This is a genomic window from Mesorhizobium vachelliae (assembly GCF_033977325.1).
In the GTDB taxonomy this organism is placed as follows: Bacteria; Pseudomonadota; Alphaproteobacteria; order Rhizobiales; family Rhizobiaceae; genus Mesorhizobium; species Mesorhizobium vachelliae.
The window spans coordinates 256360-279184 of record NZ_JAVIIR010000007.1 but is presented as its reverse complement, the minus strand read 5'-3'; the positions used below and the strand labels follow the sequence as shown (position 1 = coordinate 279184).

Annotated in this window: 21 protein-coding genes and 1 tRNA gene; 5 read left to right on the top strand and 17 right to left on the bottom strand. The window is 66.6% G+C overall.

All coding sequences use genetic code 11. The features are described 5' to 3' along the window. Positions 1–2: 2 nt before the first annotated feature. Entirely contained in the window at positions 3–719 is a 717-nt protein-coding gene (locus RFM41_RS17225; RefSeq protein ID WP_320248774.1) for a hypothetical protein, read from the top strand. Between the two features lie 70 nt (positions 720–789). Here the strand turns inward: RFM41_RS17225 and RFM41_RS17220 are convergent, their stop codons facing one another. From RFM41_RS17220 to RFM41_RS17210, 3 genes are read right to left on the bottom strand one after another with little or no spacing between them, the layout of a single operon-like run. Then, positions 790–2007 (bottom strand): ABC transporter permease, encoded by a 1218-nt coding sequence (locus tag RFM41_RS17220; protein ID WP_320248203.1) that lies wholly within the window; start codon positions 2005–2007, stop codon positions 790–792. Beyond that, complete coding sequence (locus RFM41_RS17215; protein ID WP_320248205.1) at positions 2004–2711, bottom strand: ABC transporter ATP-binding protein; 708 nt, start codon at positions 2709–2711, stop codon at positions 2004–2006. The genes RFM41_RS17220 and RFM41_RS17215 overlap by 4 nt, the downstream gene beginning before the upstream one ends. Before the next feature lie 4 nt (positions 2712–2715). Continuing rightward, positions 2716–4002 carry an efflux RND transporter periplasmic adaptor subunit gene (locus RFM41_RS17210; RefSeq protein ID WP_320248207.1) on the bottom strand — a complete coding sequence of 429 codons (1287 nt, stop codon included), beginning with the start codon at positions 4000–4002 and terminating at the stop codon, positions 2716–2718. Between the two features lie 133 nt (positions 4003–4135). Here RFM41_RS17210 and RFM41_RS17205 point away from each other — a divergent pair, with 133 nt between their 5' ends. Both RFM41_RS17205 and RFM41_RS17200 read left to right on the top strand, forming a co-directional pair. Next, positions 4136–5038, top strand: coding sequence for a PhzF family phenazine biosynthesis protein (locus RFM41_RS17205; protein WP_320248209.1), 903 nt, complete (start codon positions 4136–4138; stop codon positions 5036–5038). A gap of 105 nt (positions 5039–5143) precedes the next feature. After that, positions 5144–5219: transfer RNA gene (locus RFM41_RS17200), tRNA-Lys, on the top strand. A gap of 271 nt (positions 5220–5490) precedes the next feature. Here the strand turns inward: RFM41_RS17200 and RFM41_RS17195 are convergent. Together RFM41_RS17195 and RFM41_RS17190 are read right to left on the bottom strand one after the other, a co-directional pair. Next, positions 5491–6018 carry a c-type cytochrome gene (locus tag RFM41_RS17195; protein WP_430691524.1) on the bottom strand — a complete coding sequence of 176 codons (528 nt, stop codon included), beginning with the start codon at positions 6016–6018 and terminating at the stop codon, positions 5491–5493. A 30-nt stretch (positions 6019–6048) separates the two neighbouring features. Beyond that, the gene (locus RFM41_RS17190; RefSeq protein ID WP_320248210.1) at positions 6049–7179 is read right to left on the bottom strand and encodes a methyltransferase; all 1131 of its coding nucleotides are present in this window, start codon (positions 7177–7179) and stop codon (positions 6049–6051) included. Between the two features lie 207 nt (positions 7180–7386). Between RFM41_RS17190 and RFM41_RS17185 the strand changes: the two genes are divergently transcribed. Continuing rightward, entirely contained in the window at positions 7387–8328 is a 942-nt protein-coding gene (locus RFM41_RS17185; RefSeq protein WP_320248211.1) for an AraC family transcriptional regulator, read from the top strand. A gap of 135 nt (positions 8329–8463) precedes the next feature. Here RFM41_RS17185 and cobT read toward each other — a convergent pair whose 3' ends face one another. Genes cobT through cbiE form a run of 7 tightly spaced genes read right to left on the bottom strand, consistent with a single transcriptional unit; the run spans position 8464 to position 14902 of the window. Next, positions 8464–9489 (bottom strand): nicotinate-nucleotide--dimethylbenzimidazole phosphoribosyltransferase, encoded by a 1026-nt coding sequence (gene cobT, locus RFM41_RS17180; protein WP_320248212.1) that lies wholly within the window; start codon positions 9487–9489, stop codon positions 8464–8466. Positions 9490–9513: 24 nt separating this feature from the next. Continuing rightward, complete coding sequence (locus RFM41_RS17175; RefSeq protein WP_320248214.1) at positions 9514–10281, bottom strand: adenosylcobinamide-GDP ribazoletransferase; 768 nt, start codon at positions 10279–10281, stop codon at positions 9514–9516. Beyond that, positions 10278–11594, bottom strand: coding sequence for a cobyrinic acid a,c-diamide synthase CobB (locus tag RFM41_RS17170; RefSeq protein ID WP_320248216.1), 1317 nt, complete (start codon positions 11592–11594; stop codon positions 10278–10280). Before RFM41_RS17170 ends, RFM41_RS17175 begins: the two co-directional genes overlap by 4 nt. Beyond that, positions 11591–12406, bottom strand: coding sequence for a uroporphyrinogen-III C-methyltransferase (gene cobA, locus RFM41_RS17165; RefSeq protein WP_320248219.1), 816 nt, complete (start codon positions 12404–12406; stop codon positions 11591–11593). Before cobA ends, RFM41_RS17170 begins: the two co-directional genes overlap by 4 nt. Next, positions 12403–13167 (bottom strand): precorrin-4 C(11)-methyltransferase, encoded by a 765-nt coding sequence (gene cobM, locus RFM41_RS17160; protein WP_320248221.1) that lies wholly within the window; start codon positions 13165–13167, stop codon positions 12403–12405. Before cobM ends, cobA begins: the two co-directional genes overlap by 4 nt. Further along, positions 13164–13664, bottom strand: coding sequence for a cobalamin biosynthesis protein (locus RFM41_RS17155; protein WP_320248222.1), 501 nt, complete (start codon positions 13662–13664; stop codon positions 13164–13166). The genes cobM and RFM41_RS17155 overlap by 4 nt, the downstream gene beginning before the upstream one ends. Beyond that, positions 13661–14902, bottom strand: coding sequence for a precorrin-6y C5,15-methyltransferase (decarboxylating) subunit CbiE (gene cbiE / locus RFM41_RS17150; protein WP_320248224.1), 1242 nt, complete (start codon positions 14900–14902; stop codon positions 13661–13663). Before cbiE ends, RFM41_RS17155 begins: the two co-directional genes overlap by 4 nt. Position 14903: 1 nt before the next feature. Between cbiE and RFM41_RS17145 the strand changes: the two genes are divergently transcribed. Then, positions 14904–15671 (top strand): cobalt-precorrin-6A reductase, encoded by a 768-nt coding sequence (locus tag RFM41_RS17145; RefSeq protein WP_320248226.1) that lies wholly within the window; start codon positions 14904–14906, stop codon positions 15669–15671. Here RFM41_RS17145 and RFM41_RS17140 read toward each other — a convergent pair. Genes RFM41_RS17140 through cobN form a run of 5 tightly spaced genes read right to left on the bottom strand, consistent with a single transcriptional unit; the run spans position 15635 to position 22813 of the window. Beyond that, a complete protein-coding gene (locus RFM41_RS17140) occupies positions 15635–16399 on the bottom strand; it encodes a precorrin-3B C(17)-methyltransferase (protein ID WP_320248227.1) in 765 nt (254 codons plus the stop codon). The two genes, RFM41_RS17145 and RFM41_RS17140, sit on opposite strands and share 37 nt — an antisense overlap. After that, positions 16396–17154, bottom strand: a complete 759-nt coding sequence (locus RFM41_RS17135) for a precorrin-2 C(20)-methyltransferase (protein ID WP_320248229.1) — start codon at positions 17152–17154, stop codon at positions 16396–16398. The genes RFM41_RS17140 and RFM41_RS17135 overlap by 4 nt, the downstream gene beginning before the upstream one ends. Continuing rightward, a complete protein-coding gene (locus RFM41_RS17130) occupies positions 17151–17783 on the bottom strand; it encodes a precorrin-8X methylmutase (RefSeq protein ID WP_320248231.1) in 633 nt (210 codons plus the stop codon). The genes RFM41_RS17135 and RFM41_RS17130 overlap by 4 nt, the downstream gene beginning before the upstream one ends. Continuing rightward, a complete protein-coding gene (gene cobG, locus RFM41_RS17125; RefSeq protein WP_320248233.1) occupies positions 17784–19313 on the bottom strand; it encodes a precorrin-3B synthase in 1530 nt (509 codons plus the stop codon). Then, complete coding sequence (gene cobN / locus RFM41_RS17120; RefSeq protein ID WP_320248235.1) at positions 19310–22813, bottom strand: cobaltochelatase subunit CobN; 3504 nt, start codon at positions 22811–22813, stop codon at positions 19310–19312. The genes cobG and cobN overlap by 4 nt, the downstream gene beginning before the upstream one ends. Positions 22814–22825 lie beyond the last annotated feature (12 nt).

Genomic DNA, 22825 nt, shown 5'->3' with positions numbered 1-22825 from the left:
TCTTGAGTTTCGACCTGCCACGCAACGTCATCCTGCCGGTCGATGCGATCGACGTGCGGCTCGATCCCGACCCGCACCCCTTCGCACTGGGCAATGCGGCGGCGATCGCCGAGAACTGGCGGCAGGAGACGACGGCCAATGCGGCGCTGTTTGACGGCACGGTGGTGCTGCTTTCCGAGCTTGCTTACCGGGACGGCCGCCTCATCGGGCGCTGCCATGCGGTCAAGTATTCGACGTTCCTGCTCTGGCGCAAACGGCGCGAGAATTCCGGCGCCGAGCATGCCTATGCGCATGCCGTGCTGGTTGCCGGCGACAACGCGCTGGTGGCGATCCGCATGGGCCGTCACACGGTCAATGCCGGCCGCGTCTATTTCGCTGCCGGATCGTTCGAGCCGATCGATTTCCGCGACGGCATGGTCGATGTCGACTTCAACATGATCCGCGAGGTAGGCGAGGAGACAGGGCTCGATCTTTCGACGGCCGAACGCGGGCAGCACTATCACGCGCTGTCGACGGCGAGCGGCACCGTGATCTTCCGCCGCTACCGTGTGACTGAGCCCGCCGACGAACTGGCGCGGCGCATCAGCGCCTTCGTCGCGGCCGAGGCCGAGCCGGAGATCGAAGGGCCGGTCATCATCCGTAGTGCCGGCGATATGCCCGACGGCTTGATGCCTCACATGAAGCCGCTGATCGAGTGGCATTTCGCCGGTCATCGTTAGCGCCACTTACCCGATCTTTCAGCGCCGCGTCCCCGCAGAATTGGAGCGCAGGCCGGAACGCTGCCTCCGACTATTCGTGCCTGAGCGCGTCGATCGGATCGAGTCTGGCGCCACGCAGCGCCGGGAAGAAGCCGAACACCATGCCGATCAGCGCCGAGAAGCCGACGGCGAGCAGGATGACGGCGGGGCTTGGCGCGAAGGGTATCGTCAGCGCCATCGAGGCGAGGCCGGCCAGCGATAGCCCGATCAGGATGCCGATGATGCCGCCAAGGAGCGACAGCACCGTCGCCTCGACCAGGAACTGAATGAGGATGTGCTTTTCATGCGCGCCGATGGCCAGCCTGATGCCGATCTCGCGCGTGCGTTCGGTGACCGACACCAGCATGATGTTCATGATGCCGATGCCACCGACAAGCAGGCTGACGCCGGCGACGGCGCCCAGCATGCCGGTCATGGTCGTGGTGGCGCTGGTCATCGCGTCGGCGATCTGGGTCATGTCGCGGATGGCGAAATCGGGATCGCGGTCCGGCGTGATGCGGCGCGTGTCGCGCAAGATGTCCTCGACGCGCGGCTGCAGTTCGGTTGTCGGGGTGCGATCGTCGGCGGCGATATAGATGTTGTCGATGTCGCGGTTGCCGGCGATGCGCCGCTGATAGGCGTGCAGCGGCATCAGCACGACATTGTCCTGGTCCTGGCCGAAGCCGGTATAGCCCTTGGGCTCGAGCAGGCCGATGATCTTGCAGGAGGTGCGATTGACGCGGATGATCTCGCCCTCCGGATCGCCGGCGCCGAAGAATTGCTGGCGCACGGTTTCGCCGATCAGGCATACGCCTGTGCCGGCACGCGTTTCGGAATCGCTGAACGGACGGCCCGAGACCAGCTTCCAGTCACGGGCGTCGAGATAGGCGCTGTCGGTGCCGGTGACGCCCGAGGTCAGGCTTTCGGTGCCGAAAATAACGCGGACCTGTTTTTGCGACGCCGGCGAAATCGCACGCGCGCCGCTGAGATGCGCGACGAGCGCGGTCACATCCTTTTCGGCCAGCGGCCGCACTGCCTGGTCGAGGCCTCCCGGGCCGCCGGGCCCCGCGGGCCGGCCGGCGCGAACGACGAGCAAGTTGCTGCCGAGCTTGGAAATGTCGGCCTTGACCTTCTCGGTCGTGCCGGAGCCGATGGTGAGCATGGCGATGACGGCGGCGACGCCGATGACGATGCCAAGCAGCGTCAGGAATGAGCGCAAGACGTTGCGGCGGATCGAGCGCAGCGAGAGGCGGACGGTTTCCCAGATCAAGCCGCTTCCTCCGCTTTCAACGTATCGGAGGCGACATGGCCGTCGAGGAATCGGATGGTGCGGCCGGCATAGTCGGCGACATCGGCCTCATGCGTGACCATGACGATGGAGAGCCCAAGGTCGGCGTTGAGCCTGGTCAGCAGGTCCATGATCTCATGCGTGCGCGCGGTGTCGAGATTGCCGGTCGGTTCGTCGGCAACCAGCAGCGTCGGCCGGGTGACGATGGCGCGGGCGATCGCCACGCGCTGCTGCTGGCCGCCCGAAAGCTCGGCCGGCGTGTGGTGCTCGCGCCCGACAAGCCCGACCTCAGCCAGCGCCTGCATGGCGAGGTCGCGGCGCTCGCGCGCGGCGACGCCGCGATAGATCAGAGGCAGCTCGACATTTTCCGCCGCCGTGGTGCGCGGCAGGAGATTGTAGCCCTGGAAGACGAAGCCGACATAGAGGTTGCGCAAAAGCGCGCGGCGGTTGCGGTCGAGGCGGCCCGCATCGACGCCCATGAACGAGTAGGTTCCAGCCGTCGGCGTGTCGAGACAGCCGATGATGTTCATCGCCGTCGACTTGCCCGACCCCGAGGGGCCCATGATGGCGACGAACTCGCCGCGCCGGATGGCGAGATCGACGCCGGCCAGCGCATGCACGCGGGCCTCGCCCTCGCCATAGCTCTTCCAGACCTTGTCGAAGGTGATGAGCAGGGGAGCCGACATGGCGTCAGCTCCGCTGCTGCGCGTCGGTGATGACCTCAGCGCCCTGGTCGAGGCCCGACGTGATCTCGGTCAACTCGCCGTCGGTCGAGCCGATCCTGATGTTGACCGGGCGCGGCCTTCCGTTCTCCAGCACATAGAGCGTGCGCGAGCCGTCGGTCGGGGCCTTCGCCCCCTCGCGCTGCCGGTTGGGACGGCCCATGCGGCCGGTGAACAGATCGCTGAAGCTCCAGCCGCGCGCCTGCTGTTGCGTCGGGCGATAGCGGAAGGCGGTCGAGGGAACGGTGAGGACGCCCTTGGCCTGCCTTGTGACGACGGAGACCGTCGCCGTCATGCCGGGCCGCAGAAGGAGCTCGCCATTGTCCACTTCGAGGCGCGCCTTGTAGGTGACGACGCCGTCGGTGGTGACCGAGGCGTAGGAGATGTCGCGGATCTCGGCGTCGAAGGGCCGGTCCGGGAAGGCGTCGACGGTGAAACGGGCATGCTGGCCGGGCTTGACCTGGCCGATATCGGCCTCGTCGACCGCGGCCTGCAATTCCATGTTCCTCAGGTCGGCGGCGATGACGAAGAGCACCGGTGCCTGCAGCGAGGACGCGACCGTCTGGCCGGGATCGACCGAGCGTGTCAGCACGATGCCGTCGATCGGCGCATAGATGGTGCTTTTGGCGAGGTCGGTCTGCTGCGCCTTGAGATCGGCCTGGGCGATGGCGAGATTGGCTTCGGCGCTGTCGAGCGCTGCCTTCGAACGGTCGCGCGTCGCGGTCGCCGCTTCGAGCGACTGATCCGTCGCCATGCCGCGCTTGGTCAGCGCGCTGGCGCGCACAACCGCGTTCTCGTTCTCCTGCAAGGTCACCTTGGCGTCCTCGACGGCGGCGGCCGCCGCTTTTGCCGAAGCCGTGGCGCGCTCGATCTGGACCTCCAGCTTGGCGGTATCGAGCGTTGCCAGCACGTCGCCCTTCTTGACCTGCTGGTTTTCAGTGGCTGCGACCGAGCGGACGATGCCGGAAAGCTCGCTGGAGATGTCGACCTGCGTCAGCGGCTGCAGCGTGCCGGTGGCGGAGACCTCGACGGTGAGATCGGCGATCGCCGCAGGGGCGGTGGTGTAATCAATCCTGGGTGGTGCTGCGGCATACCATCGATAGAGGGCAATGCCGGCCGCGACGATCGCTACCGCCAGCAGCCCATAGAGCCGGAAGCGGCGTCGCTTGCGGCTTACGCCCTTGCGGTCGAGCCCGAGCGCAGCCTCTATGGAAGTATCGGATTCCGCGTTTGACGGATTGACAAGCTGGTCCACCCCAGACCCCTATAATGAAAAATCGACATCCCTATCGGTGCACAAATCAGGCCTTAAGGTTCGAATTTCAAATTAAATTTCCCTCATGTTGGGATTGAGGCAGAAATTCGAGGCGAGGCGAAAGGTTTTCTCCATGGCGCGCAATTACTTGCTTTACGATGTGTTTACCACTGAAAGGCTGGCCGGAAATCCGCTTGCGGTGGTGCTCGATAGCGACGGGCTCGACACTGCCGGCATGCAGGCGATCGCCCGCGAATTCAATCTGTCCGAGACGGTGTTCGTGCTGCCTGCCGACAATCCCAAGCACCGCAACCGGATCCGCATCTTCACGCCGGACTATGAGATGCCTTTCGCCGGTCACCCGACGGTCGGCTCGGCGATCGCGCTGGCCGAACTCGCCGGGGAGCCCGCCGGCATCTTCGTGCTGGAGGAGAATATCGGCCCGGTGCGCTGCGCGGTAAGCAAGCATGACGGCTCGACCTTCGCCGAGTTCGACCTGGCGAAGCTGCCGGAACCGCTGGAGCTCGAGGCCGATCCGGAGGCGATCGGCGCGGCGCTCGGCCTTGCCCCGCACGAGATCGGCTTTGAGAATCACCGCGTCTCCTTCTGGTCGGCCGGCGTGCCTTATGTGACGATTCCGGTTGCCGGTTTGGAGGAGGCGGCCAAGATCAGGCTCGACAACCAGGCATGGTCGGAATTGGCGCCTCGCAAGAGCGAGTGGGCTTTCGCCAGCCCCTATGTCTACTGCCGAGAGACGGTCCATCACGACAGCGCCTTCCATGTGCGCATGATCGTGCCCGGCACGCCATCCTACGAAGACCCGGCAACGGGTTCGGCCGCTGCCGCCTTTGCCGGCGCCATCATGCATTTCGACGCCCCGACCGACGGCATATCGCAGCTCTGGATCGAGCAGGGGCTGGAAATGGGCCGGCCGTCGCGCATCCGGCTGGAGCTCAATGTCGATGGCGGAAAGCTGGCATCCGCGCGCATCGGCGGCCATGCGATCAAGGTGGCGGAAGGCCGGCTCTTTGTGTGATGCCTGCGGCAATTCAGCGATTTGTCGGGAAATGATCTGGCAGGGCTAGACATCCCCGAAAGCGGCGGCTATATGCGCCGCCGACGCTGGTTTTCCCGGCGGTGTGGGTGTGTAGCTCAGTTGGTAGAGCAGCTGACTCTTAATCAGCGGGTCCACAGTTCGATCCTGTGCACACCCACCATTTAATCTCCTTTTTTCAGCAATCCGCTGGTTCTCAAAAACCTTCGATGTTGAATGTGATATCTGCGGGCTTGAGCCTGACTTCATCTGCGAGAACAATCTCTACGCCACTTCTCGACAAATTCAGGGAGTTTCCGCGACCGGTCTCTCCAGCGTGGGCGCCGCAGGCGGGCTAGTGCACGACGCACACCCGAGCTTATAGCTCACGCCAGATGCCGCGCGTTGACCGAAAGTATGGCGGCAATTGGGAACTTGCCCGTGCGCTGGGCAGATCAATTCGGCGCGGTCTTGGCGACCTGGCCCGGCGGCAGGATCCTGAACATGAAAGTCGAGGTCTTTTCGCCGGGCGCGAACGGGCCGGGGACTGAATTTTTGACAGGTTCGAGCGACTGGAGGTATGCCGCAATCGCCTTGGCATCATCCTTGGTGAGCTTTGCAAAGGCATGCCAGGGCATCACCGGCGCGAGGATGCGGCCGTCCGGCCGCTCGCCGGTCTGGATCGCAGTGACGATCTGTGCCTGCGTCCAGGTACCGATGCCTGTTTCTTTGTCGGGTGTGAGGTTGCTTCCGACAAAGACGCCCTGACCGGGTATCTCGAAGCCCAGATCCGAGCCCCCAAGAAAGCGCGCCATGTCGGGCTTGCCGAGAAAATATCCCGGTGTGTGGCAGTCATTGCAGCCACCGAGGTTGACGAGATACTTGCCGTGCGCGACCTGCGTATCGTCGGCACCGGCCTTGATCGTTGTTACGCCGACGGCAGACGCGGCCAGACATGCGAGCGAGACCAACGTTCTGATCAACCTTTTCTCCATCGCTACTTGCTTTGCGTCTCACGGCTTTCGACCGATCACGGCGCCATTCGCGGCGGGGGCGTCGAACCAGATCGTCTCGATGTCGCGGAAACCGGCTTCCTCCAACCAGGCCGAATATTCGGCTGGCGTGTAGTTCCGCCCCTCCGTCTCAATCAGCATGTTGAGGCTCATCAGAGCGGCCGGCGCCGGCCCGGTCTTTTCGTCATTGACGAGAAGCTCGCTGATCACGACCGCGCCACCGCTCTGCAGCGCTTCGAAGGACCGGCGCAAGAGAGCCCGGTTTTTCGCTTCATCCCAATCATGCAGGATCATCGAAAAGAGGTGCACGTCATGATTTTCCGGAAGCTGCTCGAAGAAGCTGCCCCCCACCGTTTCGATGCGATCGGCCAACCCTGCCTCGGCAATTTTCCCCGCGGCAATGGCGGCCACGTGCGGCAGCTCGAGCACGGTCGCGCGCAGCTCCGCATATTGCTTGGAAAGCTCGATGTCGTAGGCGGCCGATCCGCCGCCGATGTCGAGAAGATGGCGGAATTGGCTGAGATCCACGGCTTCGCCGAGCTTGCGCGCGGTCATCGTGGAAAGCGAATGCATCGCCTCCCAGAAGAGTGCCAGCATCGTCGGATCCTCACCGTCGAACGCTGAGGATTGCACTGCCGGGTCCCATGTGGTTGGCCGGTTGCTGCGCAGCGCCTCCTCAAGCTTGTCCCAACCAGGATAGAGCCGCTTATCGGCCATCTGGACGAAGCCGCCGAAATAGTACGGCTTCCCCCGCACGAGATAGGCTTCGCTCAAGGGTGTGTTGCGGTATCGGCCGTGCGATTTCTCCAGGAGCCCGAGCGCGGCGCAACCGGTCAACAGCATCTCGGCCGGGCGCTGATGGAGGCCGAGCGTTTGCGCGAGTTCGCCAGCAGTCGTGCCTTTGCCGCCTGCGAGGCGGCTGAAGAGATCCAGTGCATGCGCGGCGGCCAGCGCCTTGAAGGCCCAGAAGCCGGTCGCGAGCCCCATCAGCGGGACGGCGGATGGAAGGTCGGGTTCGGTGGCGCGCGGCTGCGCGGAAACGGTCAAGTTCGGCGCGAGCGGAATCCGATTGGGGCGCTCACGAGCAAGCGTTGTCGTGCGCTGAGAAGCGCGCTGGAGATTGTTTCTCATTGTTCAATCCCTTCTGATGGCGTGTTTTTGCAGGTCCAGGCGTTCTTGGCCGTGAGATTTCCAAACACCCGCCGCAAGTCCGGACGGACTGATCTTATTAAGATCAAACCTCGCACTACGAGGCCCTCTGCAAGGCCAAGGCATAACGCAGGGACACCAGTGCTGTCAGTTCAAAAGCTTCGGGTTTTGTCCTGATCTTGCTGCGGAATGGACCGCGGACTTGCTGGGCGGCCGAGATTTTTGTTTACTCACTTTGGCATGTTAAGACTGCAGGACTATGCAATCTTCAACCATCTGCAGCAGTCGGGCGCTCCTTTGCGGGCCTCGACCCGTCTCGGCGAGGGCTTGGCGGCCGCGCTCTGGGAGCGGGCAGGGCACGGGCATTACCGCTACAAGCCGGCCAACCACCATACGCTCAGTTTCTGGGTCGCCGAGGGTGCTGGCTTTCGCCGGCTGCGTGGACGCGGCTACGACCCCATCCACGGCGAAAGCAGCCTTTGGGTTGTGCCTGCCGGCGCGCCGACCGCTTGGGAAGCTGCCGGGAAAGGCCGGCTTCTCCACTTCTACATCCCGAAGCAAGTGTTCGAAGCCAGGGTGGTGGAGACCCTCGATGCCGATCCCAACCTGATAAGCTTGCGCGAAGAGGGCCTCCAACGCGATCCGTCGCTTGAGAACATCATCCGCTCAATAATATTGCCACTGTCTTGGGAGGAGCCGGCCGATCGTATCGCCATTACCGAGGCCGGCGAAATGTTGACAACCTACCTCGCGGCCCGCTGCAGCGAACGCGCACCGGGCGCCCTGTTCATTCGCGGGGGGCTGGCGCCGGTCGTCTTGCGGCGGGTGAAGGAGTATGTCGAAGCCAATTTGGAACGGGATTTGGCGATTGAGGACCTGGCGGCCGTCGCCGGTCTGAGCCCTTATCACTTCGCCAGGACCTTCAAACGCTCAACCGGTTGTGGCCCCTATGCCTACGTGCTGCGCAGGCGCACCGAGCGTGCAAAGCGGCTTCTTGCGGCAGGCAAGATGTCGCTGCCTGACGTAGCACAGGCCTGCGGCTTTGGCAGCCAAAGCCATTTTTCTGCTCGCTTCCGCGAAATAACTGGATTGACCCCACGCCAGTTTGGCCGCTGCTTTCATGACCGGTGATCAGTCGAGCATCGAGATCTGAAATTCTTTGTCCCGGCCACTTGAGCAATGGGGGGAAAGTCGCAGTTCCGCCGCGACCGGTTTCCCTTCGGATGCAGCCTTCGTTGCGACAGCGCTGAAAATTTCGGCCGATGTTTATTTTTCCGAAACACCGGCCTCGGCGAAGCTCGCCATACGGGCATGGCATTCCAGCGCCGAGCGGACGATGTTGACGGCAAGGCAGGCGCCGGAGCCTTCGCCGAGCCGCATGCCGAGATCGAGCAGCGGCGGCAGGCCGAGCGCTTCGAGCAGGCGGCGGTGGCCGGCTTCGGCTGAGACATGGGCGGCGATGGTGTGAGCAAGCCCGGTCGGGTGCAGCCTCGCCAATGGCGCGGCGGCAGCGGTGCAGACAAAACCGTCGAGCAGCACCGGCACGTTGTTCTTGCGCGCGGCAAGCGTCGCGCCGAAAATGGCCGCAAGCTCGCGCCCGCCAAGCGCAGCGGCGATCTTGAGCGGGTCGGAGAGCGAATCGGCATGGCGCTTGAGGCCGGCCTCGATGGCCACGACCTTGCGCTGCAGGCCGGCGTCGTCGACGCCGGTGCCACGGCCGGTCCATTTTTCAGCGCTGCCGCCGAAGAGGGCGGTCGAGATGGCGGCGGCCGGCGTGGTGTTGCCGATGCCCATCTCGCCGAAGCAGACGAGGTCGAGGTCGCTGGTTACCGAATCATAGCCGGCGGAGACGGCGGCGAGAAACTCTTTCTCGTCCATCGCCGGCGCTATCGTGAAGTCGCCGGTCGGATGGTCGAGGTCGAGCGGGATGACGTCGAGCTTGGCGCCCGCGATACGGGCCAGTTGGTTGATGGCCGCGCCGCCGCCGGCGAAATTCGCCACCATCTGTACGGTGACTTCCGAAGGATAGGCCGACACGCCCTGCGCGGTGACGCCGTGATTGCCGGCGAAGACGAAGACTTTCACCGCGTCGAGCTTCGGCATGTCGCGGCCCTGCCAGCGACCGAGCCAGGCGGCGATCGTTTCCAGGCGACCGAGGCTGCCTGGCGGCTTGGTCAGCGTGTCCTGGCGGCGGGCGACGGCGCTGGCGGCGGCGTCATTGCCGGCCGGAAGATCGAGGCAGGCGGCGCGAAGGTCTTCGAGCGATTTGAAGGAGGCTGATTGGGGGGACATGGGGGCAAGGTCTCCGAAAGAGAATCAGGAAAGGCAAACGGAAGCGACGAGAAGAACGGCGATCTCGCCAAGCTGCTGGAGCGCGCCGATCGTGTCGCCGGTCTGGCCACCGATCTGGCTGAGGCAAAGCGAGCGGAAGGCCGCGAGAAGCAGGCCAAGCAGGATCAGCGCGGCGATCGCGCCGCCGAGGCCGAGCGCCAGCAGCGCCACGGCACCAACCGCAGCACCTATGATGGCGGTTTCGGTGGTGACGGTGCCCGCGCCCGCCGACAGGCCATCGCTGCGGGCCGGCGGCAGAAGATGCATGAAGGCGCCGAACAGGCCGCGCGAGCCGGCATGCGCGGCGAGCAGCGCAAGGACGACGTGGCCGGGACCGGTGAGCTGGGACAAGGCGCTCCAGCGGATGAGCAGCGACAGCCCAAGCGCAGCGGCGCCATAAGCGCCGATGCGGCTGTCGCGCATGATCTCCAGTTTCCTGTCGCGTGTGCGACCGCCCCAAAAGCCGTCGGCAATGTCGGAAAGCCCATCCTCATGCAGGCAGCCGGTAGCGAGCATCGTCGCGGCGAGCGTGAGCGCCGCGGCCGGTGCTGTGGCAAGGCCGAGGACGGTGGCGATGGCGTAGACGAGCGCGCCAATGATCGCGACGGCGAGGCCGGCAAAGGGCGCCGCCCAGATCGCGTCGGCAAGGCTGCGGCCGCCGAAGTCGCTCGATGGCAACCTCAGCCGGGTAAAGAAGACGAGGCTGAGGCCGATATCGTCGAGCACTTGACGGGATGCGGAAGGGCCGTTCATGCGCCCCTCGCGATGGCATGGAAAAAGGTGCCGCTGACATGGCCGCGCCGGTAGCCCGACGGCCCAAGCGGATTGCCCTGGCCGTCGGCAAGTTCGGCCAAAGGCTCGTCATTGCCGGCAGCAAGCATCTGCGCATAGTGGAATTCGTGGCCGCGGATCAGCGTGCCCTCCGGCCCCAGCGGGCAAGCGGCGCGCAGCCGCGCCTCGCGGTAGCCGAGGTTCATCTTGCGCTTGGCGAAGCTGGTCGAATGGCCAAGCAGGCCGAGCATCTTATGGCTCTCGCCGTCGGCGTCTTCCAGCACTTCGCCCAGCACCATGAAGCCGCCGCACTCGCCATGAACCGGCTTCGCCACCGCAAAGCGCGCCATTCCCGCCTGGAAGTTCGTCGCGGCCGCGAGCTTGCCGGCATGCAGCTCCGGATAGCCGCCGGACAGCCAGCAGACATCGCAGTCCTGCGCAGGCGCCTCGTCGGCAAGCGGCGAGAACGGCACGATCTCGGCGCCGGCCTTGTGCCAATGCGTGGCGACATGCGGATAAAGGAAGGTGAAGGCGGCATCTTCCGCCAGCGCGATCCGCTGCCCGGGTGGCTGCAAGGCATCGCCGAAGTCGCCGGTCGCCGGCTCCAGCGGAGCCGCCAGCGCCAGGATGGCGTCGATATCGAGCGACTTCTCAACCATGTCGGCCAGCCGGTCGAGATGCGCCATCAGGTTCTCATATTCGCCGGCCTGGACGAGGCCGAGATGCCGCTCCGGCAGATTGAGCGTCGGATCGCGCAGGATGGCGCCGACCACGGGCAGGCCGATCGCTTCGATCGCGTCGCCCGACAGCCGCCGGTGGCGTTCGCTGCCGAGCCGGTTGAGCACGACGCCTGCCATGCGCACATCCGGATCGTAGGTGGCGAAACCCTTGGCTACCGCCGCCGCAGTGGTCGATTGCCCGGAAACGTCGAGCACCAAAAGCACCGGCAGGCCGTAGAGGCGGGCTAGATCTGCGGCTGAGCCCGAGCGGCCTTGCGGGGCAGGGATGCCGTCGAACAGGCCCATCGCGCTTTCGAGGACGATGTATTCCGCGTCATCCGCAGCCTGGGCCGCCAGCGCGTTGAGCAGGGAAGGCGACATCGCCCAGCTGTCGAGGTTGACGCCGGAAAGGCCGGTGGCGGCGGTGTGGAAGCCCGGGTCGATATAGTCCGGTCCGGACTTTGCGCCGCGCACTTTCAGGCCGCGCCGGGCGAGCGCGCGAAGCAGGCCGATGGTGACGCTGGTCTTGCCTGAGCCGGAGCGCGGCGCGCCTATGATGATTGCGCGGGCGGTCACGAATCACCCGTCAGTGCCGCGCGCATGGCGACGATGCCGCCGACCACGATCAGCGCCGGGGAAGCGAGCCCGGCGGCCGAGGCTTCCTCGGCGATGGTGGCGAGCGTGGCGACGACGATACGCTCCTGCGGTGTGGTCGCCGCGACGATCACCGCGGCTGGGGTCGAAGGCGCAAGGCCGCCGCCGAGCAGCTTTGCCGCGATCACCGGCAGGTTGGCCATGCCCATATACACGACGACCGGCTGGCCGGTGCGGGCGATCGCCGTCCAGTCGATATCGTCATCGGTGCCGGCGGCGTGGCCGGTAGCCAGGATGACGGCCTTGTTGATGCCGCGCATGGTGGCGGGAATGCCGGCGGCGGCAAGCGCGCTGAGGCCCGAGGTCAGGCCGGAGAGCACCCGGAACGGAATTTTCTCGCCTGCGAGCGCCAGCGCCTCTTCGCCGCCACGGCCGAAAATATAGGGGTCGCCGCCCTTTAGCCGCACGACGCGGCGGCCTTCGCGCGCCAGCCGCACCAGCAGGGCATTGATGTCGTCCTGCTTCATCGAGGGCTGGCCGCCGCGCTTCCCGGCGTAGAAAAGCTCGGCGCCCTGGGCCACCGCCACGACATCGGGCGAGACCAGCGCGTCATAGACCAGCGCGTCGCATTGGCCGAGCGCGGCCAGCACCTCCAGGGTCAGGGAGCCGGGATCGCCTGGGCCGGCGCCGGCCAGCCAGACATGGCCAGGCTCCAGCTCGCGCGGCTTGAAGTTCAGCCGCGCCAGCGCCTGCTCCAGAGTTGCCCGTCCGTTTATGTTGGCGCTGCCGTTCACAACCCGTCCCGTCCGCGAAAACGCCGCTGGTAGTGCGCGTCGTACAATGAGCTTTCGCCGAAATCCTGCGCGGCGAGCGCACTGCCGACGAAGATGATCGCCGTGCGCTCCATCGGGTTTTCGGCCAATTGCGCTTCGATGGTGCCGAGCGTGCCGGTCAGGATCCGCTCGTCCGGCCAGGAGGCGCGGAAGACGACCGCGACCGGGCATTCGGCACCGTAGAGCGGCGTGAGATCGGCAACGACGCGGTCTATGGCATGGATGGCAAGATGGATGGCAAGCGTGGCGCCGGTGCGGCCGAAGCCGGCGAGCGTCTCGCCCGGCGGCATTTTCGAGGCACGGCCGGAAACGCGGGTCAGCACCAGGCTTTGCGCGAGCTCGGGAATGGTGAGCTCGCGGCGAAGTGCGGCCGCCGCCGCCGCGAAAGACGGAACGCCGGGCGTCAGCGTGTAGGGGATGCCGTGCTTTTCCAGCCGCCTGATCTGTTCGGCGACGGCACTCCACACCGAAAGGTCGCCCGAGTGCAGGCGCGCGACATCCTGCCCGGCCTTGTGGGCGGCGACATATTCGGCCTCGATCTCGTCGAGAGACATCGGCGCGGTGTCGATCAACTTGGTGCCGGGCGCGCAATGCTCGAGCAGCTCCGGCGCAACGATCGAGCCGGCATGGAGGCAGACCGGGCAACTGGCCAGCAGCCGCGCGCCGCGCAGCGTGATGAGGTCGGCCGCGCCTGGACCGGCGCCGATGAAATGGACCGTCATGGCGCATCTCCGCTGATGGCGATGGCGCAGGTCACCGGACCGACCACGGTACGCGGCCCAAGCAGTTTTGCGCCGGCCCCGGCAACCGCGAGGGCCGATGCCTCTGAAACCGACGGCGTGCCGGCAAGTTCTTGCGAGAGGTTGCGCGAGGCGACCCCCTCATCCGGCCCTTCGGGCCACCTTCTCCCCGGCGGGGAGAAGAGATCGGCGCCAGCGCTGGCAGCCTCCTCTCCCCTCGGGGAGAGGTCAGCCGAGCGAAGCGGAGGCTGGGTGAGGGGGCGCGGCGGTTCGGCGCCAGCGCCATCCACCACTATCACCGGGAGGCTGAGCTTACGACCGGCGGCAAAAATGGCTTCTTCCTTGCGTTTGAATTCCGTTGTCGCCAAGGCGGACAATGCCGTCAGGGCCAGCCCATGCGCTTCGAGCGCGGTCTCGATCGCCGCCAGCACTTCCTCGACGCTCACGCCTTTGCGGCTGCCTATGCCCGCGACCATCATGGCTTGACCCAGCTCCACTGTGTGACCGGCATGGCCGGACGCCATGATTGCATCGAGCCGACAGGCGCCGCGCGGGAAAGCGCGATGCGGGTGAGGTCGCCGCCGCGCCTGTTGTACTGATCGAGCAGCAACGCCTCCATCTCCAGCGTCACCGCGTTGGCGACGAGCCGGCCGCCGGGACGCAGCGCCTTGATCGCCTTCTCCAGCACGCCGGCGTCGCTGCCGCCGCCACCGATGAAGATCGCATCCGGCGTTTCGAGCTTCGCGAGCGCCTTGGGTGCCGAGCCTTCGACCACGACAAGGCCGGGCACGCCGCAATGCGCGGCGTTGCGGTGGATGCGGGCGGCGCGCTCGCTGTTGGTCTCTATGGCGATGGCGCGCAGCGAAGGATGCGCCATCATCCATTCGATGCCGATCGACCCGGAACCGGCGCCGATATCCCACAGCAATTCGCCGCGCTTTGGCGCCAGCGCCGACAGCGTGATGGCGCGGATCTCGCGCTTGGTGATCTGGCCGTCGTGCTCGAACAGATGATCGGCAAGGCCAACGGTCAAGGGCAGGACCCGCGCATCTGGCGTCGATTCAATTTCAAGCGCCAGCACGTTGAGCGGGTTGATGTTTTTGAGATCGAACGCATCGGCACGGGAGGTTCGACGCGCTTCATCCGCACCGCCGAGTGCCTCCAGGACCGTCACTCGCGAAGGGCCGAAACCGAGCTCGTCGAGCAGTGCGGCGATAGCAGCCGGCGCGGCGGCGTCGGAGGTAAGAGCGAGGATACGCGCCCCGGGTTGGAGCAGGGGCCGGATCAGATCGATCGAATGGCCGTGCAGCGAGATGGTCTCGACCTCCTGCAACGCCCAGCCGAGACGGGAGGCGGCCAGCGACAGAGACGAGGGCGCCGGCAGGACGAACATTTGCTCCGGCTTCACCTTGCGGGCCAGCGTGACGCCGACACCGTGGAAAAACGGGTCGCCGGAGGCTAGCACGCACACATTCTTGCCTTTCAGCGCCAGCACGTCGCGCATTTCAGCATCGAAGGGTGTCGGCCATGGGCGCGCTTGGCCCCTGGCCAGCGACGCGACAAGGCTGAGATGCCGCTTGCCGCCGAAGATGACTTCAGCCTCGGCAATGCGCTGCTTGGCCTCGTCGCCTAGACCCGCTACACCGTCCTCGCCGATGCCGACGACGGTCAGCCATTTCGAGGCTGGCTTGGCGGCGCGCGGACCCTTAGCAGGCATGATGACCCACCATATCCTGATCCTCGGCGGCACGACGGAAGCCCGGCAACTCGCGGGAAAGCTCGCGCGTCGCAAGGAGTTCTCGGTCACGCTGTCGCTTGCCGGCCGCACCGAAAGCCCGGTCGCGCAAGGCGTGCCGGTGCGGATCGGCGGCTTTGGCGGCGCGGCAGGGCTCGCCGCCCATCTTCGCGAGGAACATGTCGATCTGCTGATCGACGCCACGCATCCCTACGCCTCCCGCATCTCGGCCAATGCCGCCCAAGCGGCCAGGCAGTCCGGCGTGCCGATCCTTGCGCTGCGGCGTCCTGGCTGGGAGCCTGTCGCCGGCGATCGCTGGATGGTGGTCGACAGTGCCGCCGAGGCGGCAAGTGCTCTCGGCACAGTGCCGCGCCGCGTGTTCCTCGCCATCGGCCGACAGGAGGCCGGCGCCTTCGAGGTCGCGCCGCGGCACCGTTACCTGATCCGCAGCGTCGATCCGGTCGAGCCGAAGCTCGCCGTACCCGACGCGCTCTACCTGTTGGCGCGCGGGCCGTTTGCGGAGGCGGAGGAACGCGCCTTGCTCGAGAGATACGGCATCGACGCCATCGTTTCCAAGAACAGCGGCGGTGAGGCGACCTATGGCAAGATCGCCGCGGCACGAGCGCTCGGCATCGAAGTGATCATGATCCGCCGGCCGCCTTTGCCTGACGTGCCGTCGGCTGAAACCGTCGATGCGCTGGCGGCAAAAGTCGATCATTTTTTCGACCCGGTTGCCGAACGCGGCGTGTAGACCAACGCCGGCTTTTCGCCGCGCTTGATGATGCGCGTCTCGGGCGAGCCGATGATGATGCAGGTCGACATGTCGGCTTTTGCCGCATCGGCGTCCGCCAGCAGGAAAACCTCGATGCGCTCGTCGGGCCGGCCGGCGGCGCGGCCGAAGATCACCGGCGTGGTGCCGGGCAGGATTGCCTTCAGGCATTCGAAGGCGCGGCCGAGCTGCCAGGGGCGGGCTTTGCTGATCGGATTGTAGAGCGCGATGACGAAACCAGCGCCGGCCGCCGCCAGCAGGCGCAGCTCGATCAGTTCCCATGGTTTGAGATTGTCCGAGAGCGAGATGGCGCAGAAATCATGGCCGAGCGGCGCGCCGATGCGGGCTGCGACGGCGAGCATGGCGGTGACGCCGGGGACGACCGAGAGGTCAATCGCCCGCCATTCGGCGGGGCCGGCCTCGATCGCTTCGCAAACGGCCGCGGCCATGGCGAAGACGCCAGGATCGCCGCCGGAAACGACGGCGACGCTGTGGCCTTCGGCGGCCTTGGCCAGCGCCTCGTTGGAGCGGGCAAGCTCTTCGCGATTGTCGGAGGCGATGCGGGTCTGGTCCGGCCGCAGCTCCAGGCGATCAAGATAGGGCTTGTAACCATAGAAGAAGGAAGCCTCGGCGACGGCATTGGCAGCCTGCGGCGTGACCTGGTCAGCGTTGCCGGGTCCGAGGCCGATGACGGTGAGACGGCCGCTCATGGCTTTGCTCCGGGGGCTCCCGGGCGGGTCGACCAGCCGGCAACCAGCACGATGGCGAAATAGGGCGCCTTGTCGTCCGGCTTTTCGGCGAGCCGCATCGAGACGCTGCCCGGCATGGTGCCGCGCTCGACATAGACGGCCTTGGACAGCTTGCCGGTCGCTTCCAACGCGCGACGGATCTTCGGCAGGTTGCGACCCACCTTCATGATGACGGCGGCATCGGTGTCGGCCAGCCGACGCGATAGCTCGAACTCGCTCATCGTGCCCGGCAGCACGGTCAGCACGTCGTCGCCCTGGACGATCGGCACGCCGGTCTGCGACCAGCAGCCGGACATGGCGGTGATGCCGGGGATGACCTCGGTTGGGAAGCGGTGCGCCAAGCGCACATGCAGGTGCATGTAGGAGCCGTAGAAAAGCGGATCGCCTTCCGACAGCACCGCCACCATCTTGCCGGCGGCCAGATGCTCGGCGACCTGCTCGGCCGATTGCTCATAAAAATCGGTGATCTGCGCGCGGTAGTCGTCGTGATCCTTGTCGATCTCGGTCGTCACCGGATAGAGCAGCGGCAGTTCGACCATGTCCTGCCGGAAGCGCGCCTCGACGATGGCGCGCGCATTGCTGTTGTTGCCGCGCTTGGCGAAATAGGCGACGACGTTGGCTTCAGCCAAGGCCCGCGCGGCCTTCAGCGTCAAAAGCTCCGGATCGCCGGGGCCGGTGCCGACGCCGACAAGACGGCCTTTCAGGATCGCGTTCACAGGCCAGGCCTCGCCAGGGAATTGAGTGCGGCGGCGGTCATGGCGCTGCCGCCCAACCTGCCGCGCACGATGGCGTAGGGCACGCCGTAGGAATTCTCGGCCAGCGCATCCTTGGATTCGGCGGCGCCCACGAAGCCGACGGGCATGCCGATGATCGCGGCGGGTTTCGGGGCGCCGTCCCGCAGTTTTTCCAAGAGATAGAAGAGAGCGGTCGGCGCGTTGCCGATGGCGACGACCGATCCGGCCACGCGCTCGCCCCACAGGTCGATGGCCGCGGCCGAGCGGGTGTTGCCGATTTCCTTGGCAATCTCATGCGTGCGCGGGTCGCGCAAAGTGCAGATCACCTCATTGCCGGCCGGCAAGCGGGCGCGGGTGACGCCGTGGGCCACCATTTCGGCGTCGCAGAAGATCGGCGCGCCGGCAGCCAATGCGGTGCGCGCCGCGGCGACGAAATCGCTGGAGAAGACGAAATGATTGGCGGCTTCGACCTGGCCGCAGGCATGGATCATGCGGATCGCGACATCGGCTTCGGCTTCGGAGAAGCGCGACAGATCCGCCTCGGCGCGGATGATGGCGAAAGAGCGCTCATAGATCGCCATCCCGTCATGGATATAGTCGTAGGCGGCCATTCACTGGTTCCGTCGATAGAGTTCAGCGATGCCGGCAGCGCCAAGCCTTGCCAGGCAGGCGGCAGCGGTTTCGCCGGGATGTCGTGCGTTCTGGAGCGCCACCGCAATGGCGGCGACCCCGCGCGCGGCGTCATAGCCCGGCCTGTACGCGGCAGGAAGAGCCTTTGCCGTCCCGTCCACGACAAGTCCGGCTCCGTTTTCGTCGCCGACCAGGGTGAGCGCGGCAGTGCCGGGATGCGCGCAGCCCTTGGCGCAGCCGGAAACGTGCATGGTCAGCGAGGCGTCGAGGAGCTCCGGGCTTTGTTCTGCGATTGTCTCGGCGATGGCGCGGGTGGCGATGCGGCCGGAGGCGCAGGCCGGTGTGCCGGGGCAGGCGGCGATGCGGGTGCGCGGGTCGGCGGGAGAGGTGACGAAGCCGAGGGTTGTGGCGGAAGATTGGAGCGAGGAGGGGTCGGAGAGGCCGAGGAAGAGAAGCGCGCGGCCGGGGGCGAGGCGGATTTCGGTGGCGCCGAGGCTTGAGGCTTGTGTGGCAAGGTCGATGAGGGGCTGCGCCGGCATGCTGCCATAGGGCACGGCGATGCCGAGGGCTTGGGTGTTGCCGAGGTCGAAGAGGCCAATTGGCAGGCGATGGTGCTCTACGGCGCCCCCCTCTGTCCTGCCCGTCCTTCGCAGCAGCTGCGCTGCAGCTTCGGAGGGTGGACCGGACATCTCCCCCTCTTGGGGGGAGATTGACCTGTCGCGACCGGTTTCGCCAATCGCCGACGTCGAAACGTGCTGGTCTGTCGCAGAATAGGCGCCGGCGGCGGAACTGCCAATCTCCCCCCAAGAGGGGGAGATGTCCGGCAGGACAGAGGGGGGCGCGAAGGAATGCCAGCCTGCGAGCGAAGCCTGCTGCCGCTCCGACAAATCCCGCGTATGCGCCTCGCGTCCTTTTTCGGCCACCATCCTCAGCGCCGCCACCGCGATGTCACGCGCAGCATCTTCATCGACCGTCGCGAGCGGCTTCGCGCTCCGCGTATCGCCCGCAATCGCAACCCTCCACTGGACGCCAGTGCCGGCCCGCACCGCCTTGAGCCGTACATCGGCCGTCACCGCGTCCATGTTCAATTGTCCGCCACCATCGACGACCACCGACACCTTTGGCCCCAGCCTCGTTGTCAGTCCGGCCTCTTCGATCGCCGCCCTGATCCGCTCCGCCAGCGGTCTCGGATCGGCAATCTCCTGCGGATCGATCCCCGCCAGCGGCCCGGTCTCGACCGGCACGCCGCTGCGCACCGCGATGCCCAGCGCAGCGACCTCGTCCGCCAGCAGCCGCGCGCTTTCCGCTGTAAGCCCCCGGATCTGCAGGCTGCCGCGCGCGGTGACTTCCATGATGCCGTTGCCGTGGTGCAGCGCGGATTCGCCGAGTCCGATCAGCGACTCGGGCGAAAGTCCTCCAGCGACCGGATTGAGCCGCACCAAGAGCCCGTCGCCGGTCTGCATAGGCGCGCTGAGTGCCGGGCAGGCGCCGCGGCGCGAGAAGGCGTTCATGCCGCCACCCCGCTTGCCTGGGCCTCGGCAATCAACGCCGCGAGATCGTCGTCGATCGAATTCCTGAGCGGATGCCAGAGGCCACGCCGCCGCGCGGCGAGAAAGCGCTCGGCGATGACCTTGGCGGCTACCGGGTTCTCGCGCAGCAGGAAGGCGCGGACTTCCGCGTCGCCGAGATAGGCGTCGTGAACCGCCTCGATCAACGCACCGGAAATGGCGTGCGTTGTCTCGGCGAAGCCGACCAGGCGATCGACCGTCTCGGCGAATTCGGAGGCGCCGCGCGGGCCGTGGCGCATCTGGCCGGCGATGAAGCGCGGGTTGACGGCGCGCGCCCGCACCACCCGCGATACTGCTTCGCCGACCGAACGCGGCTTCGGCTTCGCCGGGTCGGTGGTGTCCAGCACGATGACGTCGGCATTCCTGCCAAGCGCTGCAAGGGCCGCCGAAAATCCGCCGATGAAGGCGACGTCGGCCGAGCCTTCGAGGATGTCGCGGCCCGGGTCGTCGCCGGTATGGACGAGAAGGTCGGCTTCGGCGATGCGGCCTTCGAAAGCGCCGGGCGCGGCAATCGACTCGCCGTCGGCGCCGCCATAGGCATGCGAGGTGGCGTCGAGATAGGCGCGGCCGATCTCTTCGCGCGCGCCCCATTCACCGCGCGACAGCAGGTCCTCGACGCCGGCGCCATAGGTGCCGGGCGATGTGCCGAAGATGCGCGGACCGACCTTGCCTTGTGCGCGGGTCGCGGCGGCAAGCGGGTTCTCCGAATCGTCCTCGTCGCGGCCGGCGACCGCGTTGGCGGCGGCATCGATCAGCGCGATCTGGGCCGGGAACATGTCGCGGAACAGGCCGGAAATGCGCCAGGTGACGTCGACGCGCGGGCGGCCGAGCGTTGCTGGCGGCAGCACCTCGATCCCGGTGACGCGGCCGGTGGCGGCATCCCATTGCGGCCGGCAGCCCATCAGCGCCAGGCCTTGCGCGATCTCCTCGCCGCCGGTGCGCAAAGAGGCCGAGCCCCAGAGGTCGATGACCAGCGAGCGCAGCCAGTCGCCATGGCTCTGCATGTAGCTGCGCACGACTTCTTCCGCCGCTGCCTGGCCGAGATCGTAAGCCGTCGGGGTCGGCATGGTGCGCGGGTCGGAGGTGAAGAGATTGCGGCCGGTGGGCAAGACATCAGAACGTCCCCGCGCGGGCGCGCCGGCGGGACCTGCCTTGATATGGCGGCCGTCGAGGGCCGTGAGCAGGTTCGCTTTTTCGGCTTCGGCGCTTTGCCGGCGCAGCGGATCGGTTTCGCCTTCCGGCGCGCGGCCATAGACATGCAGCCCGTCCTTGACGGCGAAATCCTTGAGGTCGCAGAGCCAGGCGTCGATCCGGCGCAGTGCCTCGTCGGGTTGATCGGTCTTGGCGACGCCGGCTTCCGAGGCAAGCCCGGTCATCCGGGCCGTCTCGACGATCAGCTTCGCCAAGCGGTCACGGCGGCGGCGGTCGAGGCCGTCGGCCTGGGCATACTCATCGACCAGCCTTTCGAGCTTCTGTTGGCCTTCGTCGAGACCGGCGCCGGTGAGCGGCGGCGGCAGATGACCGAGCGTGACCGCCGAAATGCGCCGCTTGGCCTGCGCAGCTTCGCCCGGATTGGAGACGATGAAGGGATAGATGACCGGCAGGGAGCCGGTGACGATCTCGGGAAAGCAGGCGTCGGAGAGCGCAACCGTCTTGCCCGGTAGCCATTCCAGCGTGCCGTGCGCGCCGACATGGACGATGGCGTGCACGCCGAGCGACTTTTGCAGCCACAGGCCGAAGGCGATCAGCTCGTGGCGCGGCGGCAGCGTCGGGTCGTGGTAGTCGGCGCGCCGGTCGGCGGAGCGGCCGCGGTCGGGAGCCAGCGCCACGGTGACGTTGCCGAAGGTGGCGGCGCGGAAGGGGAAGTGATTTTCGGGGCTTGCTTGTGCAGGCCGGCGTTCTGTCGCCTCGCGCGAACCTGTCCCTTCTGCCTTGCCCCACGCGGCCTCTATTGCATCGTGCGCGGCCTGTGGCAGCTCGGCCGAAAAGGCGAAGTAGTCCTCTATGGAGAGGCCAGGCCCACCCACCTCAAGCGCATTGAGCAGTTCGCGCGGCGATTGCGGAATCCCTTCAACCGCATAGCCCTGTTCCTTCAGGTCATGCAGCATGGCGAGCACGCTGGACGGCACGTCCAGGCCGACGGCGTAGCCGGTCCGTCCAGGCGCGCTCGGATAATCCGGGATCAGGATCGCCAGCTTGCGCTCGGCCCGCTCCGTCCGCTGCAGGCGGATGAACGCCGCGATCCGCATGGCGACCTGCGCGACCCGGTCCGCCTCGGGCCGGTTGGCGAAAGCACGAAACGCCAGCGCCGGATCGGTTTCGATCTCGCCCTTGAAGGAGATCGCGCCGGCGAGGATGCGGCCGTCGAGCTCCGGCAGGACCACATGCATGGCGAGATCGGCGGGCGCGAGGCCGCGCTGGTTCTTTTCCCAGATCTCGCGCCTCGTCGTGGCGACGATAACCTGGAAGACGGGTATGCCAGCGCGGTCGAACAAGGTCTCGGCGCCCGGTTCGGCGCCGGAGGCGAATGCGGTGGCGGTGATGATGGCGGCCGGGTTGAGCGAGGCGATGGCGTTTTCGACGAAGGCGAGAGATGTCGGATCCTTGAGACTGGACACGAAGATCGGCACTGGGGCGAGACACTGCGTCCGCAATGCGTCAACGAGTGCGTCTATGGGCGCGACGTCGGCGGCTAGCAACATAGAGCGGTAGAAGAGGATGGGGATGATGGACGCGGCGTTTCCCTCCCCCTCGAGGGGAGGGTGGCCCGCAGGGCCGGGTGGGGTCGCCTCGGCAGTGCTCGGCGCTTCTTGATGTCGGCTTGTGTCGCGGAGGACCCCACCCCCGGCCTGCGGCCGGACCCTCCCCACAAGGGGGAGGGGGACCACGCCGTGGCCCGGCAGATAATACCCCGCCTTCGGCACGCTCACCGGCTCGGCCACGGCCGTTTCCGACCCGGCAAGCCTCGCCAGCCTTTGCACCAGGGCCGCCATGTTCGCCGGGCCGCCTTCGCGGAAATAGCCGAGGAGGGCATCCAATTCGGCGCGCGGCAGGGTCGAGCCTTCGATCAGCCGCTGGTCCTCGTCATGGCTTTCGCCGGGCAGCAACGCCAGCTTGATGCCGCGTATGCGCGCCAACGCTGCAAGCTGGTCGCAGCCGTAGCGCCACCAGTCATAACCGCCGAGGATGCGGACGAGGATGACCTTGGCGTGGCGCGCGACGCTGTCGATCCACAGGTCCACCGACATCGGGTGGCGAAGGTCGCGAAGTGCTGCCAGCCGCATCGAGGGTAGCTGCTCCGCATCGGCCTTCCAGGCGGCGGCCAGGCCGGCGAGGTCGCTGTCGGTAAAGGACAAAGCCACGATATCCGCAGGCGTCTGCCTGAGGTCGATCGGCTCGGCGAGATCGTCGAGCGAAGCGGATGTGGTGGCGAGGATATGCATCGCTTTTTCGTG

What these genes read in the sequence shown, in the direction of transcription:
- cobM (WP_320248221.1), bottom strand. Translation starts at nt 13,167, where the DNA reads ATGACGGTCCATTTCATCGGCGCCGGTCCAGGCGCGGCCGACCTCATC.
- RFM41_RS17215 (WP_320248205.1), bottom strand. Translation starts at nt 2,711, where the DNA reads ATGTCGGCTCCCCTGCTCATCACCTTCGACAAGGTCTGGAAGAGCTAT.
- RFM41_RS17145 (WP_320248226.1), top strand. Translation starts at nt 14,904, where the DNA reads ATGACCCACCATATCCTGATCCTCGGCGGCACGACGGAAGCCCGGCAA.
- cobG (WP_320248233.1), bottom strand. Translation starts at nt 19,313, where the DNA reads ATGAACGCCTTCTCGCGCCGCGGCGCCTGCCCGGCACTCAGCGCGCCT.
- RFM41_RS17130 (WP_320248231.1), bottom strand. Translation starts at nt 17,783, where the DNA reads ATGGCCGCCTACGACTATATCCATGACGGGATGGCGATCTATGAGCGC.
- cobT (WP_320248212.1), bottom strand. Translation starts at nt 9,489, where the DNA reads ATGTCCCCCCAATCAGCCTCCTTCAAATCGCTCGAAGACCTTCGCGCC.
- RFM41_RS17185 (WP_320248211.1), top strand. Translation starts at nt 7,387, where the DNA reads ATGGACCGCGGACTTGCTGGGCGGCCGAGATTTTTGTTTACTCACTTT.
- RFM41_RS17175 (WP_320248214.1), bottom strand. Translation starts at nt 10,281, where the DNA reads ATGAACGGCCCTTCCGCATCCCGTCAAGTGCTCGACGATATCGGCCTC.
- RFM41_RS17205 (WP_320248209.1), top strand. Translation starts at nt 4,136, where the DNA reads ATGGCGCGCAATTACTTGCTTTACGATGTGTTTACCACTGAAAGGCTG.
- RFM41_RS17190 (WP_320248210.1), bottom strand. Translation starts at nt 7,179, where the DNA reads ATGAGAAACAATCTCCAGCGCGCTTCTCAGCGCACGACAACGCTTGCT.
- cbiE (WP_320248224.1), bottom strand. Translation starts at nt 14,902, where the DNA reads ATGCCTGCTAAGGGTCCGCGCGCCGCCAAGCCAGCCTCGAAATGGCTG.
- cobN (WP_320248235.1), bottom strand. Translation starts at nt 22,813, where the DNA reads ATGCATATCCTCGCCACCACATCCGCTTCGCTCGACGATCTCGCCGAG.
- RFM41_RS17155 (WP_320248222.1), bottom strand. Translation starts at nt 13,664, where the DNA reads ATGATGGTCGCGGGCATAGGCAGCCGCAAAGGCGTGAGCGTCGAGGAA.
- RFM41_RS17140 (WP_320248227.1), bottom strand. Translation starts at nt 16,399, where the DNA reads ATGAGCGGCCGTCTCACCGTCATCGGCCTCGGACCCGGCAACGCTGAC.